The following is an 18495-nucleotide window of genomic DNA, read 5'->3' on the forward strand; positions in this document are numbered from 1 at the left end:
TATGAATCAAGACGAATTAAAAGCCCAAACGGGTAAGGAATCAGTCAAGTACATCAAGTCCGGCATGATCGTCGGCCTCGGTACCGGATCAACCGTCCGCTACATGGTCGACGAACTCGGTAAGCAGGTTCAGGCCGGTAACCTGACCGACATCATCGGGGTCACGACCTCAAGCCGAACCACCAAGCAGGCCGAAAGCCTCGGCATCACCATCAAGAACCTCGATGACGTCGACCACATTGACCTGACTATTGACGGTGCCGACGAGATCAGCGATGACTTCCAGGGAATCAAGGGTGGCGGTGGCGCCCTCCTCTGGGAAAAGATTGTCGCCAACGCCTCCAACAAGGTGATGTGGATCGTCGACCAGAGCAAGCTGGTCCACAAGCTGGGCAAGTTCCCGCTCCCCGTCGAAGTCATCCCATTTGGTAGCCAGCATGTCTTCGCCCGCCTAGAAAAGAAGGGCTACAAGCCGAGTTGGCGGATGGATGGCGACAAGAAATTCCGCACCGATGAAAACAACTATATCATTGACCTCCACCTCGGCGAGATCAACCATCCGGCCGCACTGGCGGATGAACTAATCCACATGGTTGGGGTCGTTGAGACCGGTCTCTTCCTTAACCGGGTCAATGACGTTATCGTTGGTACCGATGATGGCCCCAAGGTTATGCACGCCCGTTAATCAATAACTGCAAAAAGATCGAGCAACCTGCCAAAAGGCGGATCGCTCGATCTTTTTCTTATATCCACGATGATATTTATGATAAAAGCGGCCCACACCTAATTACCCGTTGCTCGTTCCCGTCCCCAATTATTCCCCATGGTCGTCATACGTGCCAATTTCTTAATATCCCTATAACTAATGAGTGTCTGCCTTCCCCCAGTCCTGTAATTCTCCTATAATAGATATAAGAATAATGAGGAGGTCTTTCTATGGCTTTTAAAATTAAAAAGGATGATATCAAGCGTTTCCGCAACGACTACGATAACCGGCACGACAGCCACGTCATTGAGAACGCGGTAACCAAGAACGGGGTGCGTAACGCCAGCTTCAACTGGCACGCCATCAAGGATAACGATCCCCACTTCTCAATTGACTTGAAGACTGGGGACGTCGCCGACCAAAAGCAATCCGGCCGCTGCTGGATGTTTGCTGCCTTGAACACCATGCGGCACGAGATGCAGGAAAAGTTTAACCTACCCGACAACTTTGAACTCTCCCAATCTTACCAGTTCTTCTGGGATAAGTTTGAGAAGGCCAACTACTTCTACGAGAATGTCCTAAAGACCGCTCACAAACCTACGGATAGCCGTAAGGTCGCCTGGCTGATGGCTGAACCGCAAAATGACGGCGGTCAGTGGGACATGCTCTGTGCCCTGATCGAGAAATACGGGGTAATGCCGAAGTCCGCCATGCCGGAATCATTTAATTCCAACAATTCCCGAGGGATCGATAGTGTCCTCAATAACAAGCTCCGCCACGACGCCGTAATCCTCCGCCGGATGGTCAACGAGGACCACGCTGATCAAGGTGAGCTAGATGCCAAACGGATGACGATGCTGAATGAGGTCTACCGGATGCTGGCCTACGCTTTTGGAGAACCAAGCACCCACTTTGACTTTGAATACCGCACCAAAAAGGATAACAAGTTCCACCGTGATACCAACCTGACTCCCCAGGAGTTCTTCAAGAAGTACGTCGGCTGGAACCTTGACGACTACGTTTCTATCATCCAGGCCCCAACTGCCGATAAGAAGTATCACCAGACCTACACGATCGATATGCTGGGTAACGTGGTCGGTGGTCGTCAGATCAAACACCTCAACCTGCCGATGGATGAGTTCAAAGAACTAGCCATCGAGCAGCTCAAGCATGGCGAAAGCGTCTGGTTCGGCTCTGACGTTGTCCAGTACTCCGAAACCAAGCTCGGGATCATGGCCCTCAATACCTACGACTACAGTGCCCTCTTCGACATGGACTTAGATATGACCAAAGCCGAGGCCCTCGACTATGGTCAGAGCATGATGGACCACGCAATGGTTCTGACCGGTGTCGATATCGTCAATGGCAAGCCAACCAAGTGGAAGGTTGAAAATTCCTGGGGTAACAAGGTCGGCCACAAGGGCTACTTCGTAATGAGTGACGCCTGGATGAACAAGTACTGCTACCAGATCGTCATCAACAAGAAGTACCTCTCCGACAAGCTGAAGGCTGCTCAGGCCCAAGACCCAATCGTCCTGAAGCCATGGGATCCAATGGGTACCTTGGCCTAAGCTCATCAACAAAAAAAGATACCGGACTCAAAATCCGGTATCTTTTTTATTACTTTACTTTCTTATCTAAATAGTCCAAAACAATGTCATAGATCCGCTGACTCCAGAAGTCACGCTCATGATTGGCCCCCTTCACCCGGTAGGCCTCGACATCGTAACCATCTTTATCCAGTTTGTTGTACATATCGACCATCTCGTGGTATGGCACCACCTGGTCGGCATCACCATGCATCAGCAGGAACGGCGGGTAATCCTGCCCAGGCTTAGCAACGTCCAATGGGCTCATCTCTGCCATCTTTGCCGGCCATTTAGCGGTATCCATGCCAAACAGGCAGAACTGGAGGAGCTTGTTGCCGGGTACCTTAGCAGAAGCCTTAAAGGTATCAGCCACGTCCATCGGGGCAAAGCAGGAAACCACCGCATCGACCTTGTCTGATTCGTGGGCATAAAGGTGGCTCTTGTAACGTGGATCGTCCCCGGTCAGGCCGACCAGCATGGCGGCATTGGCCCCAGATGAGGTCCCCCAGATGGCAACCCGGTGGGGATCAATCGCATACTTAGCAGCCTTATACCGAAGAAAACGAATTGCCGTCTTGACATCCTTTAAGAAGGCCGGGAAGGCAAAACCATCAATGGCGCTACGGTGTTGGACCGTGGCAACCACATAGCCATGCTTAACGAATTGAACCAATTGTGGAATCTCTTCACCCATTCGGCCCGTCCGCCAGGAACTCCCCTGAACAAAGACGATCAGCGGTCGGGGAGCGGGGTGATACTGCTTCGGGTAGCGTTGGGTCCACGGTGCCAAGATCTGCATCTTGAGCGGACGCCCCGCCACGGCAGCATAGGTGATATTTTCAATCAGGCGTACCTGACCGGTCAGTTCGGGGTTGTTATGCAACTCATGAATCATTTATTTTTCACCATCCATTGTAATAAAGGTCTTCTTGACGATGTTCAGCCGGTCATCAAAACGATACCAAATCGGCTTGCCGTTAGGTACTTCAACTTGGTCAATCTCGTCATCAGGGATCTGATCGAGGTACTTGATCAAGGCCCGCAGTGAGCTGCCGTGGGCCACGATTAGCTGATTCTTGCCATCCAACAGTCGTGGAGCAATCTGGTCCTGCCAGTACGGCAACAAACGCTGCTGGGTCATCGCCAGACTCTCGCTCAGCGGTATCTTGACCCCCAATCGATCATAGCGGCGTTCGTGCTGGCGGTGTTCCAACTTTGGTGGCAGGTCAGTAAATCCCCGCCGCCAGCGGTGGAGCTGGTCGGCACCAACCTCCTCTTTGACCTGGGCTTTATTCCGCCCACTCAGCGCGCCATAGTGCCGTTCGTTCAAGCGCCAGGTCTTATGGATCGGAATATAAAGCTGATCAATCACATCGAGAACGAGGTTGGTAGTCATAATTGCTCGCTCCATGTAGGAGGTGTGGGCATCGCTGAACTGGATGCCAATCTGCTTTAGTGCCCTGCCGACCGCAATTCCCTGCTGAATGCCCTCGGGAGTCAGTGGCACGTCCGTCCAGCCCGTAAAGATGTTATCCCGGTTAGCCTGACTTTGACCATGCCGAACAATTACTAAATCTACCATACACTTTCACTCCTTTGCCAGTATTAATCATAGCGCAGTTGTGCACCTTTTAACAGTCTTGAACTACAACAAAGTCTTGATAATCACCATCAGAATTGGAATGACAATCACGCTTAGAACGGTGGTCTCAGTAACCATGATCGCGGCATAGTTGGCATCTGCATGGTAGAGTTTGGAAACGACCGGGGCGTTAGTCATCACCGGCATCGCCGCCTGAAGAATAAAGACCTGCTTCATCAACGGCGGCATACTGCTGGGCAGGACCAGAATAGCCATCAAAACTGGGGCGAAGAGAAACCGCCCCAGCAGGATTCCCCATGCATCACGCGTCAGCCGAACCCGGCTTAGTCCAGCATTCGAGATCGCAATTCCGATGAAGATCATCGACAGTGGGATGGTCAGCCCGCCAATGTAGGAAAGATCACTCATCACAAACTTTGGTAGACGAATATGGAGCATCACTAGGATAACCCCAAGAATAAAACCGAGCAGTGGCGGCGAGAAAATCTTCTTGAGAGCCGTCTTAACGTCAATCTTGGCCTCATGCAGGCCATCACGCTGGATCAGCCATACCCCTAATGTCCAAAAGAAAGTCGTGTTAGCCATGTAGTAGACCAGTACGTACGGGATCGAGGCGTTACCGAAGAGGGCCAGGTTGATCGGCAGCCCGATGAAAACCGTGTTAGAGTTGAAAAACATCGATGAGAAGAGGCCAAGGTGGGACCGATTAATCCCGATCGCCCGGGCCACCGCAAAGGATAGGGCAAAGAGGATGATCATCGATAGCACTGGGTAGCGCAGGTCGGGCAGAAGGGTCTTCAACTCGCTAGCCGAAAAGTCGTGCATGATGGTGGTGACCATGTAGCATGGCAAGGCAATCTCAGTGACTAGGCGAGAGATGATCCGGGGTGACTGGAGAGTGAACCAGCCACGTTCGTTCATCACGAACCCGACTACGACCATTACCAGAATAATCAGAACTCCAGAAACGGCCGATAGAAAAATTGAAAGCATTAAACCAATTCCTCTCTTTCTCATAAACTCACCAAAATTATTTCTTATTGTACACCCACCGTCTGGTCCCTACCGACCATAATCCGACATCTTAAACTATTTGTCTTATCAAAATGTCGTCACCTTGCAAAATAGTTTATAATTGTGAAGATTGACTAATTTTAACAAGATATAGGGATGAAATATGAAACGTAAAATATACCACCTCATTAACTGGTCGTTGCCCTATCTAGCGATCTGTGCGATGACCTACATTATCATGTACCCCCAGCTGATCTCCCACGGGGTGATCCTAGGAACCGACTCGATCTTCCACTTTAACCGCTTCTATGATGCGGCTAAGCAAATCCAGCAGTTCAACTTCAGCTACTTTCAGAGCAACTACTGCTTCCAGCAGAGCGGCCGGGTAATCAACGCTGTCTACGGACCGTTGTTTGCCTACCTCAACGGAGCCCTAATCGGTCTGCTCGGGACCTGGTTTCGCTACGAGATCATCACTAACATGATCGTCTACATTGGCGGGGGTGTCGGAATGTACCTATTGGCCGTAAAAGCTCATAGTTCCCGCCGATTTGCCCTGCTTGTCAGCCTGATCTTCATGAACATCGGTTGGTTGCCCCGCTGGGAACTGGCCCAGAACATGAACGCCTGGGGCGCAATGTTGGCGCCGTACATGCTGATGTGCGGGCTGACAATGCTTCAGGATCGTCACCGGCCTGTGCACTGGTTGCCATTGATGACCCTAATGACCATCATCATTCAAATCCACTTGCTGAGTTCAGTTTTCTTTGTCGTTACCCTAGTACCCTTTTTTATCATCGGTCTAATCCGAACCGACCAGCGTTGGGGAATGATCAAGGAGACCGCCCTGGCCGTCATCGGTACCACCATCTTGACGGCTAACGTCTGGGGCGCCCTGCTGATGCTCAACCTGCATAACAACATTGCCACCCCCGCGGCCTTCGATATGTTCAAGAACTCGCTGGTGCCGTCCCGGTTCAGCAGTACTCGGGCTTACCTGATCTACTTCTGCTGGCTGCTTTTCCTGCTCCAGTTTGTTTACGTCTGCTGTCATCTGAAACGTTCTCTGGTCAACACAACCGTCACGATCATGGGAGCCATTGTGCTGATATTCAGTTCAATCTGGACACCATGGGAAAAACTAGCGGTTGCAATACCGAGCCTCCAGCACAATCTCCAGTTCCCAAACCGGCTGACGGTGATTGCCTACCCCCTGCTCCTGCTGGGAGTCGCCATTTCCGCCACCGCCTTCGTTCAGCATGACCATGAACCGGCCCTCCACCTGCGGCGCAACGTCACGATCGGTATTCTGGTCTTCGTCGTCACCCAGGTCTTCGTTCCTAACACCATTGACGTCTTCCAGCGGACTGCCCGCTACCAATCGTCCGCTGTCCTCAATACCTCTAGTGCCATCGCCTGGGTTACCGATAACCGGGTTAAGCTGCGCCGTTCCGTTCACGATCTCTATCCTGGCCAGTTGCTGACAATGGTTGAAAAACGAAGCCCAGACTACCTGCCAATCCCTAAAAAGTATGCCAACAAGAAGTATATCCGCTCCTTTGCCTACCAGGATCAAATCATCAATCATGCCCAGGAATATCAGCACACGGTCCTGCCGCATGGTGGACTGAAGCTGACTTGGAATGCCAGCCAAGCCAAGAAGGTCCGGTTGCCAATCATCGCTTACCATGAGTCGCGGCTAACCGTCAATGGTAAGCAATTAACCAGCTACCAGCGCTCTTCAATTGGAGCGCCATACGTCCACCAACGCCGTGGCAAAAATACTGCCACCCTCTACTTCCAAATTGCAGGCTGGTTTAAGGCCATGCTGGCCGTTTCTCTGACTGGGTTAGCCCTACTCCTCTTCTATGGGCTCTACCAGTTTGTACGCTACTGGCCACGTTTCTGGCGTCAGATAACTGAATAAAAACAGCGTCGGGCCTTCAGACTCATTGTCATTTAAACCAAATCACCACCCCTTGATGAGGGTTTCTCATCAGGGAGTGGTGATTATTTTTTACTTAGCATTCAAGATAAACGAGAAGGTAATGTCCTTATCAGCTGAAATATGGTACCGTTCTTCCACGTCAGCACCCCAGCTGTCGATTCCGCCGACACCGCGAACGGCCCCCGCGATTACCAGAACTGTCCGGCGTCCCAATGGCAGTTCCTCCAAGTGGGTGGCGTTTTCCAGTTCTTCGGCCGTGTACGGCAGGCAGCTGAAGTTGATCGGCTGGTCATCCTTGGCTACCCGCAAGCTGAACGGCGCCCGGTCATGATCAGCATTGTTCTGGGTAGTGTTCCGAGTGATCTCAACCCAGTCCGTGGCCATGTGCATCCCGTTCTCCTGAGGAACCAGGTACTTAGCCACCGGCAATCCCTTCACTGTGAAGGTCCCGCGTGTTGCGCCAGCCATCCGATCCGGATAGGTCTCACCGGATAAGCCGGCGTAGGTGAACCCGGTGGCTTCCGTCGGCATAATCAGTCGTAGTCCACAAACTGGCAGTTCAGGCAGCCCTGCCTTCCCAGCATAGTGGACGCCCACCTTGATCTGGCCATCCGCCTGAACCTCATAACTAACCGTGACATGGGTAGATGGGATGGTCAGGGTCTCAAAAGTGTAGCTGATGACTACGCCAGCAGCCTCCTCGTCACCCGTGAAGTCGTTAGTCTGCGGTGCCACCGGCAGTTCATCAAAATGGTGGTCACCAACGGTCAGGTCGATACCAATACATTTCTGGAAGAGGTCAGCCGCTATCCACTGAGCCGACCGGATGTTAAAACCATTCCCCCGGTCATTGTCAGTTGTGGCCCGCCAGAAAGTCGGTGTCGGGTCCCGGTATAGCCATTCCTTACCCTTGATCTTCATCGACTCCAGGCCGCCACGTTCATAGCTGAAAATATAATGGAAATCATCGCCAGCAACCCCGAGGGCGCCGTCGCCGTAAATAACGTGTAATTTATTTGTGTAAGCCATAGTAGTACCGTACCTCCTGCATTGCTGGTTTTGGTGTCCGGTCCGCAAACATCAAGCCGTCACCTGAGAATTCATAGTCAGAGTGCCGATCATCGAAATCACCGCCATAGCGCATGACCTCCTTACCACTGACCGGGTCCTTGACTGTGATTGCCTGATCAATAAAGTCCCAGATAAAGCCGCCAAAGTATTGTGGATACTTGTCAAGCAGCTCGATGTAGGAACCCATCCCCCCGGCGGAGTTGCCCATGTCGTGCATGTACTCGCACTCCATAAACGGCTTATCCGGGTTGTTCTTCAGGTATTCTTCAACCTGCTTTGGTGGCAGATACATCCAGCTCTCCACATCAGAGATCTGGTCACGGTAGTCTTTAGTCCCCCCGGCTGGCAGGTAGTTCTTGGGGTCCAGACTTGGGATCTGCTCACGATAGTCATGGGTATGACAAACGCCTTCGTAGTGGGTCAGGCGACTATCATCATGTTCCTTGTAAAACTGGTTCATGGCAACTAGGTTGTCACCAGCAAATGATTCGTTCCCCAGTGACCAGAAAAGGATCGCCGTGTGGTTCTTAAAGGTCTCGTAGTTGCTCCGGGCACGGTCAACCACGGCAGCCTTCCACTGTGGAACGGACCCTGGCACGTTGTATGACGGCTCGATCGCTCCCATTTTCTGCCAAGTAGCGTGAGACTCAAGGTTATTCTCGGCCATCATGTAGATACCGTTCTGATCGCAAAGGTAGTACCACGGAATCTGATCCGGATAGTGACAGGTCCGAACAGCGTTAATGTTATTCTCCTTGAAGGTAGCGATATCTGCTGTCATGTCGGCCATCGTAATTGCCCGACCGCAGTGATCATCCCACTCGTGCCGGTTAACCCCGTTGATGATCAGCCGCTTGCCATTGAGTAATACTACATGATCGTCATTGATCTCAATCCGCCGGAAACCGAATCGATACGGAACGAGTTCAAGTAGCTGTCCTTCGTCGTCACGAACCTCAACCAGCAGCTGGTAGAGGTACGGATCGTGATTGTCCCAGAGGTGGATATTCTTAAGGTCAACATCAGCCAAGTCAACGGCGGTCGTCACCGGCAGGGTCTGATCTAGCAGACTGTTGCCATCGGCATCTTTAACCATGACATGAACGCTTCCGGCACGTTCACCAGCCAACTTAAGATTAAGGTTGAAGCGAGCGTCAGTAAAGTTATCCTCCACGACTGGCCGGATTGTCATATCTTCAACATGGGTCACCGGCTGAGCCAACAGGCTGACACTGCGGAAAATCCCAGAGAAGCGGAACATATCCTGATCCTCAATCCAGGAAGCGGTGCTGTGTTTGAAGACCTCAACCGCCAGCACGTTTCCCTCATCCTGGATGTACGGGGTCAAGTCAAACTCGGACGGGGTGAAGCTGTCCTCAGCGTACCCGATAAAGTGGCCGTTGAGCCAGAGATACATGGCCCGCTCAACCCCTTCGAAACGTACCCGAATCTCCTTGCCGCGCAGGGCCGGATCCAGGTCGAAGGTCTTCCGGTACATGCCGACCGTGTTATCGCTGCCCGTACTAAAGGATCCAGCTTGGTCATCATCGGCACTCAGAGCGTAGGCCGGACGCCGGTAGATCTTTCCTTCCCATGGAATCAGAGTATTAATGTAGTTATTCTGGGCGTAATTGTTCATCTCAATTTCACTCGGTACGGTAATTGAATCGAAGTCCGTGGTGTCCTGATCCAATGCGTAAAAACCACGCAGGCGTTCTTGGGGAGTTTGGGCAAACTTGAATTGCCACTGACCATCGAGGGACTGCGTAAAGCGACTGTCGCCGGCTGCCCACTCAGCATAGTTGCCATAGTAATGATGGTCACTGTGCGCAGGAAGCTGGTTGACCCGGAATGTCTCCGGATCGTCTAACCATTTGATATCTGCATCCATTAAAAAATCCTCCTCATAAAGCAAGTTACATATAAAGTATAGCGCTTACAATACGTGAAAGACAAGAATTTCAATGATTGTTCAATGAAGTCATAATTATTAGACAGATAAAAATTTAAAACAAAAACACCCAGTCCAATGAATAGGTGTTTTTAGTAGTGCGGCCGAGAGGACTTGAACCTCCACGGTCATAATCGACCATAAGATCCTTAATCTTACGCGTCTGCCAGTTCCGCCACGGCCGCATATCTCATCAACAAGAATTATTATAGCAAACGCGGGCACCCTTGGCAACTACTTTTTCAAATTAATTAATTTAAAGCGCCCTCCGCACCGTCGACAGACATAGCGAGCTGGGTTAAACCGGCGTTGGCGGGCCAGCAGAGCTCCACACCCCTGACACTGGTAAAGCCAGCGTTTCCGACGCCGAGGCCGCGCCTTGCTGGTCGGCGGCGCGTACCGGGATCCACCAACCGCTGCTAGCAATTGTTTAAATGCCGGACTGCGATGGTGATAATCCTGACCAGTCAAGTGAAGATGATAGTGACAGAGCTCGTGAAGGACTACCCGCTTCAGGTTTTCCTGATCAAATTCGGTGTACATCAAGGGGTTGATGTCGATGTGGTGATCAACCAGGTGGTACCGGCCCCCCGTCGTCCTCAGTCGGGCGTTGAATACAATTCGGTGTAGAAAAGGCCGTCGGAAGTATTCCAACGACCATTGCTCAGTAAAGCTTTGTAATTCTTGGTTATTTATTAGCCGCCTTCTTTGGGGCTACCATTGTCAGCTGGATCCGTTGACGCTTTAAGTCGACATCATCGATCCAAACATCGACAATGTCACCGACTGCCACGACCGTTCGCGGATCACGAACGAACTTCTTGCTCATCTTCGAGACGTGCACCAGGCCATCGTGCTTAACCCCAATGTCGACAAAGGCTCCGAAGTCAACAACGTTGCGAACCGTTCCCTGGAGTTTCATCCCCGGCTTGAGGTCCTCAATTGTCATAACATCCTGACGAAGGAGCGGCGTCGGCATCGCATCCCGGAGGTCACGTCCCGGTTTCTTAAGGGAGTCGATGATGTCATTAATCGTCGCCGTTCCCGCTTGGTCGGTCGTATAATCGGCTGCCTTGACCTTATCCAGGCGTCTCGTTGCTGCTTTCGTCCCAAGATCATCAATCGCAATTCCCGTATCCTTCATGATGCGGGCCGCAATCTGGTAGCTCTCTGGGTGAACATCCGTATTATCCAGCGGATTTTCCCCAGCCGGAATCCGTAAGAAACCAACTGCTTGCTGGTAGGATTTGGGTCCGAGACGCGGTACCTTCTTCAACTGGGTCCGGTTTGTATAGCGCCCATGTTTGTCGCGGTAGTGAACAATATTCCTGGCAATCGTCTTGTTAAGGCCCGAGATCTGAGTCAATAGCTGGTAACTGGCAGTATTGAGGTTAACCCCCACGCGGTTGACCGCCCGCTCAACCACGTCATCCAGTGCTGTCCCCAGCTCCTTCTTAGGCAAGTCATGCTGGTACTGGCCAACCCCGATCGCCTGAGGATCAATCTTGACCAGTTCGGCCAGAGGATCCTGAAGACGACGGCCGATACTGATGGCACTACGTTGTTCGACATGAAGATCCGGGAATTCCTCCCGTGCCTCCTCACTGGCAGAGTAAACCGACGCCCCAGCCTCGTTAACAATTACATAGTAGACCGGTCGGGAGAGCTTCTTCAGGGCGGTAGCCACGAAGCGTTCGGATTCCCGACTGGCGGTCCCGTTACCGATCGCAATCATCTCAACGCCATAGTGCTCAATCAGCTGAAGGAACTCGCCTTCCGCGGCCGCCTGCTGCTTCGCCGGAGCCGGATCGTGCGGATAGATGACTGCCTTGGTCAGGAATCGACCATTTTCATCCAGAATCGCCAGCTTACAACCAGTTCGATAGGCCGGGTCAAACCCCATCACGACCTTCCCCTTGATTGGGACCTGCATCAGAAGGTGATAAAGGTTCTCACCGAAAACCTTGATCGCCTGGGTATCTGCTTGTTCAGTCAGCTTGCGGCGAAGTTCCCGCTCAATTGCTGGCGCCAGGAAGCGCTTATTAGCGTCCGTATAGGCCGCAGTGATAAAGTCAGTAGCTGCATTACGCTTATTAGTGCGGATGAGACGAAAACGAAGGTAGTTCAGCACCGCTGTCGTATCAGCCGTAATTTTAACGCTGAGAACCCCAGCTTTTTCACCACGATTAACTGCCAGGATCTGGTAGGAGCTAAGACCCTTGACTGGGGCTGTAAAGTCATAATACTGCTTGTAGGTCCCCAGCTCGTCCTTCTTTTCACCATCACGCTTCAATGCGGTGACCAGCTGACCATGGTTAGTGGTGTAGTTGCGTAGCCAGCCTCGAACCGTCGCCATCTCGCTAATTGCCTCCGCCAGGATCTCGTGAGCCCCGTCCAGAGCCGCCTGGGCATCCGGCACCGCATCGTTGATATACTTGGCTGCTTCGGTCATCAAATCCTCATCCGGATAGGTCAACAGCCAGTTAGCCAACGGGGCGAGACCGGCCGCCCGTGCCTGCTGAGCCTTGGTCTGCCGTTTCTGCTTGTATGGCAGATAAAGGTCCTCGACCGTCTGCAGGTCCGTCGCCTCCCGGATCTGCTTTTCCAGGGCCGGGGTGAGCTTATCCTGCTCTTTGATCTTGTTGATGACGGTCTCCTGCCGTTCCAGCAGACTGGCGACATGGTGGTATTGATCCCGGACTGCTTGCAATTGCACCTCATCCAGGGTCCCCGTCATTTCCTTGCGGTAACGAGCAATAAAAGGAATCGTATTCCCCTCATCCATCAGCCTGAGGGCCGCCTTGATCTGTCCCCGCCGAATATCGGGTAATTGCTGACTAACTAACTGCAGTGTCTTCTCGTCCATATATCCTCCGTTAAAACTCTACTTCCACCAGGTATCAAGTGGAGTGATCGGTTGATGGCGCTTGTGCCGGGTCTTCTTATACCAGCTCTCGATCTTTTCAGCTGCCTTCTCCGCAATCACGTGTCCTTCTAGGTAATTATCAATGTCTTCGTAGCAGACCCCCAAGGCTGCCTCGTCGGCGCGCATCGGTTTGTCATCCTCAAGGTCGGCGGTTGGTGTCTTCTCATACAGGTTGGCCGGCGCCTTCAGATATTGCAGCAATGCCTTTCCCTGCCGCTTGTCCAGACCGGACAGGGGTGTAATGTCGGCCCCACCGTCCCCAAATTTGGTATAGAAGCCAGTGACGGCCTCCGCGGCATGGTCCGTCCCTACAACAGCGCCCCCGTATTGACCAGCGATGGCATACTGGACGATCATCCGCTCCCGGGCCTTGATATTACCCTTGTTGAAGTCGCTGATATCAGCGCCGGCCGCCGTCAGGGACGTCACCATGGCGTCTGTCGCCGGCTTGATATTAACCCGCATTGTCTTGTCAGGTTTGATGAAGTCATTGATCGCTTCCATAGCATCGGATTCGTCCGCTTGGGTACCGTAAGGAAGCCGAACCGCGATGAACTGGTAATCATCGTCGTTGGTTTCGCGCCGCCGCTGGTCAATCGCCAGCTGACAGAGCCGACCAGCCAGGGTCGAATCCTGGCCGCCGGAGATGCCCAGTACCAGGGTCTTCATCCCCGTCTTTTGCATAAAGTCGTGGATGAACTTAACCCGCTTTTCGACCTCTTCTTTAGGATCGACATTGGGGCTAACCTTTAAATCATCAATAATCTGTTCCTGCATTTTCCGCATGGTTATTACTCCTTATGGCCGAGTGTCTTAACGTATTCATGAATATGGTGAATCATCGCCAGCTTGTTGTCATAGCATTTCTGGGAGAGGTCGACTGGGTAGACCTCAGGATTGAGATCACGCTTGTATTCATCCCAAAGAGCATCCAGGCTGGCCGTCCGGTGGTCACGAATCTCGTCGAGGGTCGGCTCATCATAAACAAACTTGCCATCCTTCCAAATATCCTTGAGCATCGGCCGGGCAATAAAGTCACTGACGTCTTTCTGCTGTAAGGGGAAGTTTGGATTAAACATATTCAGCGAGTCTTCTGTACGCGGATCCTCGTCGACCAGCGTGATGTAGTCCCCTTCGCTCTTACCGTCAATCCGATCGTTGATCCGCCAAACCTGCTTCTTGCCCGGCGTTGACATCTTAGTCACATTGTTCGACAGCTTGATCGTGTCAACCAGCTGGCCATTATCGTCCTCAACGGCCACCAGTTTGTAGACCGCACCCAGGGTCGGCTGGTCATAGGCGGTGATCAATTTGGTCCCAATCCCCCAGACGTCAATCTTGGCACCCTGCATTTTCAGGTTCTGGATAGTCTTCTCGTCAAGACCATTGGATGCAAAGATCTTTGCATCCGGGAAGCCGGCCTCATCCAGCATCGTCCGGACTCGTTTGGATAGGGAGGCTAAGTCCCCACTATCGATTCGAACCCCGATGAAGTTGATCTTATCACCAAATTCCTTGGCCACCTGGATGGCAGTTGGCACCCCACTCTTCAAAGTATCGAAGGTATCGACGAGAAAGACACAGTCGCGGTGAGTCTGCGCATAGGCCTTAAAGGCGTCATAGTCGTTCCGGTAGGCCTGAACGAGGGCGTGGGCATGCGTTCCGGAAATTGGAATTCCAAAAAGCTTGCCGGCCCGAACGTTACTGGTGGCGTTAAAGCCGCCGATGTATGCTGCTCGCGTTCCCCAGATTGAGGCATCAAACTCCTGGGCCCGCCGCGAGCCAAATTCCATCACGCTCTGGTCGCCAACGATTGACTTAATCCGTGACGCCTTCGTAGCCACCATAATCTGGTAATTAAGGATGTTCAGAACCGCAGTTTCAATTAGCTGTCCCTCAATGATTGGGGCATCAACTTGAAAAATCGGCTCATGGTTGAAGACAAGATCCCCCTCCTCAAAACTGCGGATCGAACCGGTAAACCGGAAGTTACGCAGGTATTCCAGGAAGTCGTCATCGTATTGGTCGGTTGACTTAAGGTAGTCAATATCGCTGTCAGTAAAGTGGAGCTGCTTGACGTAACGAATGATATGGTCAAGCCCGGCAAAGACCGCATAGCCATTCTGAAACGGCATCTTTCGGAAAAAGGCCTCAAAGACGGCACGCCGATTGCCAAGCCCCTGCTTCCAGTACGTCTGCATCATGCTCAGCTCATAGGCATCGGTATGCAGTGCCAGACTATCATCGGGATAATTGAATTTCATGAATATTGATCCTCTCAAAATAAATAATATCGTTATTGTAGCACGAAATGCCTACTTCTCCAGGATAAACTCGAACCGTGAACCAACGTACTGAGTATGAACGTACTCAAACGGTCTTCCATCCTGTAAGTAGGACAGCTGAGTCATCCGCAACAGGGCATCTCCCCGTTTGATCTGCAGATAGGTGGCAATCTTCTCAGTGGCCGTGGTGGCCGAGACTGCCTGGGTAGCATGGCCCGGGTAGAGATGGGCCTTCTCCTCCAGGGTCCGGTAGAAAGAGGTGGTAATCTCATTCTTGCTGAAATGCTCGACCAGCTTAGCCGGAACGGTTGCAATCTCATAGCAGAGCGGAACATCATTGCCGTAGCGAATTCGCTCCATCCGCAGCACCTTGGCCCCAGCCGGCAGCTGGAGCTTCTCAATTTCCGTCTGGGACGGGATAGTTAGGTGATAGGAGATCGTCTTGCTAGCGGCCCGCTTACCTGAGGCCCGCATCAGCTCGGTGAAGCTGGTTACCCCGGACATCTTCTCCTGAACCTTGCGATTAGCCACGAAAGTCCCGGAACCGACCCGACGCTCCAAGATTCCTTCATCAACCAGAGCCTGAATAGCCTGACGCAGGGTCATCCGGCTGACATTAAAGCTAGCCGCCAGTTCCCGTTCGGCTGGGATTTTCTGGCCAACCCGCCACTTGCCGCTCTCGATGTTTTCGCGCAACTGATTATGAATCTGAATGTATACTGGTGATCCCATTTTCTCTTCTCCTCAAGCCAAATGATTCTCATTACTTGGTCTATTTTAACACGATGTGAGTTATCTAGACCAATCAACCACTTTCCCATCCCCATGCAATAAAAAAAGCAAGATTTCACTACCAGGGATAATACCAATCGTGAAATCCTGCTTAACTTTTCTACTTGTTTTGCCGCAGAGCCAGGCCCTTCTCCAGTGACCGATCAACGATGATCGACTGGGAGTCAGCAACCGGGTACTGGGTCTCCGGATTCATCTCCTCGGCGTAGGACAGTTCGGTACAGCCAAGGATAACAATGTCGGCCCCCTCCTCTTCAATCATCCGCCGCACCAGCTCATGGTACTTGGCGCCATCGGAGTGCCCGCTCTCCTTGATGTCGTGATAGATGAGGTCCTCAGTCATGTCGAGGATCTCTGGAGTCGGCTTGATCTCCTCATAACCAGCGTCCGTGATGTAACGGTCATAAAGGCCAGCCGTCACCGTTCCCCGCGTCGCCAGCAGGCCAACCTTCTTAGCATCCGGCTTGATCTTCTTGATTGCGTTGACCGTCTCCTGAAGCATGTTCAAGATCGGAATATCGGTGGCCGCCTGCAGCTTGTCGAAAGCATAGTGAGCGGTATTACAGATCAAGACGAAGAAGGCCGGTTTGAGCAGACTCTGCTGCTTAATATCTTCGATCAGGTCCAGGTTGTAGTCAGGCTGGCTGTGATCCAGGATCCAGGTAGTCCGGTCCGGCACCGTTGCGTGGTTGACCACGATGTAATTGAGGTAATCCTGATCGCGGTGGATGGGTGTCCGAGCATCAAGGATGCGAACGTAACTCTCGGTGGCCAGGGTACCCATACCACCGAGCACTGTAAAGAATTGTTTCATAATAATGTTACCTTTCTTAGTTTAATCATGACAAAAGGGCCACAAAAATTGGTCCCAGCAGGGTAATTCCGATATTGCCGACAACAAAGGCCGGGGTGAAAGCGGCAGCATAGTATGCACCACCCTCGGGACCCGCCTTCTGCGAGATCTCGCTCATAGCGGCCGCAATCGTGCCCGAACCGGTCAACGCCCCCAGTAAGGCCAGGGGTTCCATCCGCAACACATACCGGCCAAACAACAGGGTTAGCAGGTGCGGAACAATCGAAATCACGGCACCGACGATCAGGACCCCGAAGCCGAGACTCTTGATCGCTCCGGTAAATGCCTGGGCTGATTGTAAACCAACTGTCCCCACGAAAAGGGTTAGACCGAAGCTCTGCAGGAAGGTGGTTACAGTCTCTGGAATGGACTTATAGTCACGATGCCGGTCGATCCAGGAACTCAAGACCAATCCCATGATCAGCGCCGCGGTCCCGTTTCCCAATTGCAAGGGAATACCATTTAATTTTAAGCCGATAATCCCCAAAAGGGAAGCCCCACCGATGCCCAAGGAAAACAAAACATAGTTGATCGCCTGGTCGGTCGTCGCCCAACGGCCAAGCTGGTGAAGAATCTTGGCTGTTCGCGAGGTGTTCCCGGTCAGTGAAATCACGTCCCCGGGGTGGAGCTGGTTAATCAGCTGCTCATTACCGGTGATCGGGTCCTGAATATTAATGAATACACCGTGCTGACGCAGGATTGCCAGCTGAACTGGCTTGAAGTGCTTGCCAAGAACGAATTTACGTTCCTGGGGTGCGTTGGTCGGCGTCAGGACTTCCTTGATCCCCCGGACTTGGTGAAGGCGATCAAAGTAGACCGCATAGCCAATCACGGTCACCAGGTCACCTGGTTTGATTTGGTATTCAAGGTGGTCAGTCATCTTGTGGCCATGAAAGACCGCCAGGGCAATGATGTGGTAGTGGGTCCACTTGTTGAACTCGGCAATCGTCTTCCCCACTAGCGGGGAGTCAACAGCAATCTGGTAGGTCCGCCGCCATGTTGGGTTTGGGTTCTTAGCATGAAAATGATACTTGCGCGCCATCTGCGGCCCTTGCTGCTCAATGGTGATCCCCATTATCTTAGGTGCCAGGTCCCGCAGGAAGATGATTACCCCCAGAGTTCCAAAGACGTAGGTCAAGGCATAAGCAACTGGTAGCTGAGCCTCATAGGTTGTCTTAACAGCATGACTAACCGGCAGTGCGCCGATCGTCTGCAGGGAACTGGCCACAGTAGCTGACTGGGTCAGCGAACCAGAGATAACCCCAGCCGCAATTCCCGGTCCGATATGGCAGGCTGCAAACAGCCCCCAACCGACCAGAAAGGCCGTCACCATCCAGAAAAGGCTGGCGATAACGATCCGTACGCCAAATAGACGCAGACTGACCAGCAGCTGGGGCCCGATCCGGTAGCCGACGGAGAACATAAAGGCACCGAAGAAAATCGTTCCTAACATCTCGTTACGGGGAAAGGCGCCAATCTGGCCAACGATCAAGGTCACGATTAGTGTCCCCACCGTCGCCCCAATATTAAACTTACCGCCGATCTTGTAGTTACCGATTGCAAAGCCAAGGGCCATGCAGATAAACAAGGTAAAGACTTGATTGTTCACCATGAAGTGGACGATTGTATCCATCATTAATTATCTCTTTTACACTTTCTTTTTAATCCAGTCACATTATCACATTGATGGTAAGCTAATTCAATCAAATCACCACTTTAAAACCGAATATGAGACAACCCTCATAATGAGGATCATC

Annotated in this window: 15 protein-coding genes and 1 tRNA gene; 3 read left to right on the top strand and 13 right to left on the bottom strand. The window is 52.1% G+C overall.

The window, feature by feature from the left end:
* The first annotated feature begins 1 nt into the window (after position 1).
* Positions 2-685, top strand: a complete 684-nt coding sequence (gene rpiA, locus CK797_RS03810; RefSeq protein ID WP_104688480.1) for a ribose-5-phosphate isomerase RpiA — start codon at positions 2-4, stop codon at positions 683-685.
* A gap of 251 nt (positions 686-936) precedes the next feature.
* Positions 937-2277 carry an aminopeptidase C gene (locus CK797_RS03815; RefSeq protein ID WP_104688481.1) on the top strand — a complete coding sequence of 447 codons (1341 nt, stop codon included), beginning with the start codon at positions 937-939 and terminating at the stop codon, positions 2275-2277.
* A 49-nt stretch (positions 2278-2326) separates the two neighbouring features.
* Here CK797_RS03815 and CK797_RS03820 read toward each other — a convergent pair whose 3' ends face one another.
* From CK797_RS03820 to CK797_RS03830, 3 genes are all read right to left on the bottom strand, one after another.
* Positions 2327-3190 (bottom strand): alpha/beta hydrolase, encoded by an 864-nt coding sequence (locus CK797_RS03820; RefSeq protein ID WP_104688482.1) that lies wholly within the window; start codon positions 3188-3190, stop codon positions 2327-2329.
* A complete protein-coding gene (locus CK797_RS03825) occupies positions 3191-3877 on the bottom strand; it encodes a 2,3-bisphosphoglycerate-dependent phosphoglycerate mutase (RefSeq protein ID WP_104688483.1) in 687 nt (228 codons plus the stop codon).
* A 63-nt stretch (positions 3878-3940) separates the two neighbouring features.
* A complete protein-coding gene (locus CK797_RS03830; RefSeq protein WP_104688484.1) occupies positions 3941-4891 on the bottom strand; it encodes an AEC family transporter in 951 nt (316 codons plus the stop codon).
* Positions 4892-5075: 184 nt separating this feature from the next.
* On the opposite strand from CK797_RS03830, the gene CK797_RS03835 reads away from it, so the two are divergent.
* Positions 5076-6839 (top strand): cell division protein, encoded by a 1764-nt coding sequence (locus tag CK797_RS03835; RefSeq protein ID WP_104688485.1) that lies wholly within the window; start codon positions 5076-5078, stop codon positions 6837-6839.
* 90 nt (positions 6840-6929) lie between these two features.
* Here the strand turns inward: CK797_RS03835 and CK797_RS03840 are convergent, their stop codons facing one another.
* From CK797_RS03840 to CK797_RS03885, 10 genes are all read right to left on the bottom strand, one after another.
* Positions 6930-7889 carry a beta-galactosidase small subunit gene (locus CK797_RS03840; protein ID WP_104688486.1) on the bottom strand — a complete coding sequence of 320 codons (960 nt, stop codon included), beginning with the start codon at positions 7887-7889 and terminating at the stop codon, positions 6930-6932.
* Complete coding sequence (locus CK797_RS03845; protein ID WP_104688487.1) at positions 7873-9822, bottom strand: glycoside hydrolase family 2 TIM barrel-domain containing protein; 1950 nt, start codon at positions 9820-9822, stop codon at positions 7873-7875. Before CK797_RS03845 ends, CK797_RS03840 begins: the two co-directional genes overlap by 17 nt.
* A 159-nt stretch (positions 9823-9981) precedes the next feature.
* A tRNA-Leu gene (locus CK797_RS03850) sits at positions 9982-10067 on the bottom strand.
* A gap of 49 nt (positions 10068-10116) precedes the next feature.
* Positions 10117-10578: a SprT family protein gene (locus CK797_RS03855; RefSeq protein ID WP_104688488.1), complete on the bottom strand. Its 462-nt coding sequence runs from the start codon at positions 10576-10578 to the stop codon at positions 10117-10119.
* Positions 10571-12748 carry a Tex family protein gene (locus tag CK797_RS03860; protein ID WP_104688489.1) on the bottom strand — a complete coding sequence of 726 codons (2178 nt, stop codon included), beginning with the start codon at positions 12746-12748 and terminating at the stop codon, positions 10571-10573. The genes CK797_RS03855 and CK797_RS03860 overlap by 8 nt, the downstream gene beginning before the upstream one ends.
* A gap of 18 nt (positions 12749-12766) precedes the next feature.
* On the bottom strand, positions 12767-13594 hold the full coding sequence (nadE, locus tag CK797_RS03865) for an ammonia-dependent NAD(+) synthetase (protein ID WP_104688490.1): 828 nt from the start codon (positions 13592-13594) through the stop codon (positions 12767-12769).
* Between the two features lie 5 nt (positions 13595-13599).
* The gene (locus CK797_RS03870) at positions 13600-15072 is read right to left on the bottom strand and encodes a nicotinate phosphoribosyltransferase (protein ID WP_104688491.1); all 1473 of its coding nucleotides are present in this window, start codon (positions 15070-15072) and stop codon (positions 13600-13602) included.
* 51 nt (positions 15073-15123) lie between these two features.
* A complete protein-coding gene (locus CK797_RS03875) occupies positions 15124-15825 on the bottom strand; it encodes a GntR family transcriptional regulator (RefSeq protein ID WP_104688492.1) in 702 nt (233 codons plus the stop codon).
* 160 nt (positions 15826-15985) lie between these two features.
* Positions 15986-16699 carry an aspartate/glutamate racemase family protein gene (locus CK797_RS03880; RefSeq protein ID WP_104688493.1) on the bottom strand — a complete coding sequence of 238 codons (714 nt, stop codon included), beginning with the start codon at positions 16697-16699 and terminating at the stop codon, positions 15986-15988.
* A gap of 25 nt (positions 16700-16724) precedes the next feature.
* Entirely contained in the window at positions 16725-18374 is a 1650-nt protein-coding gene (locus tag CK797_RS03885) for a TrkA C-terminal domain-containing protein (RefSeq protein WP_104688494.1), read from the bottom strand.
* Positions 18375-18495: the final 121 nt, after the last annotated feature.

The organism is Limosilactobacillus pontis (assembly GCF_002940945.1).
GTDB lineage: Bacteria > Bacillota > Bacilli > Lactobacillales > Lactobacillaceae > Limosilactobacillus > Limosilactobacillus pontis_A.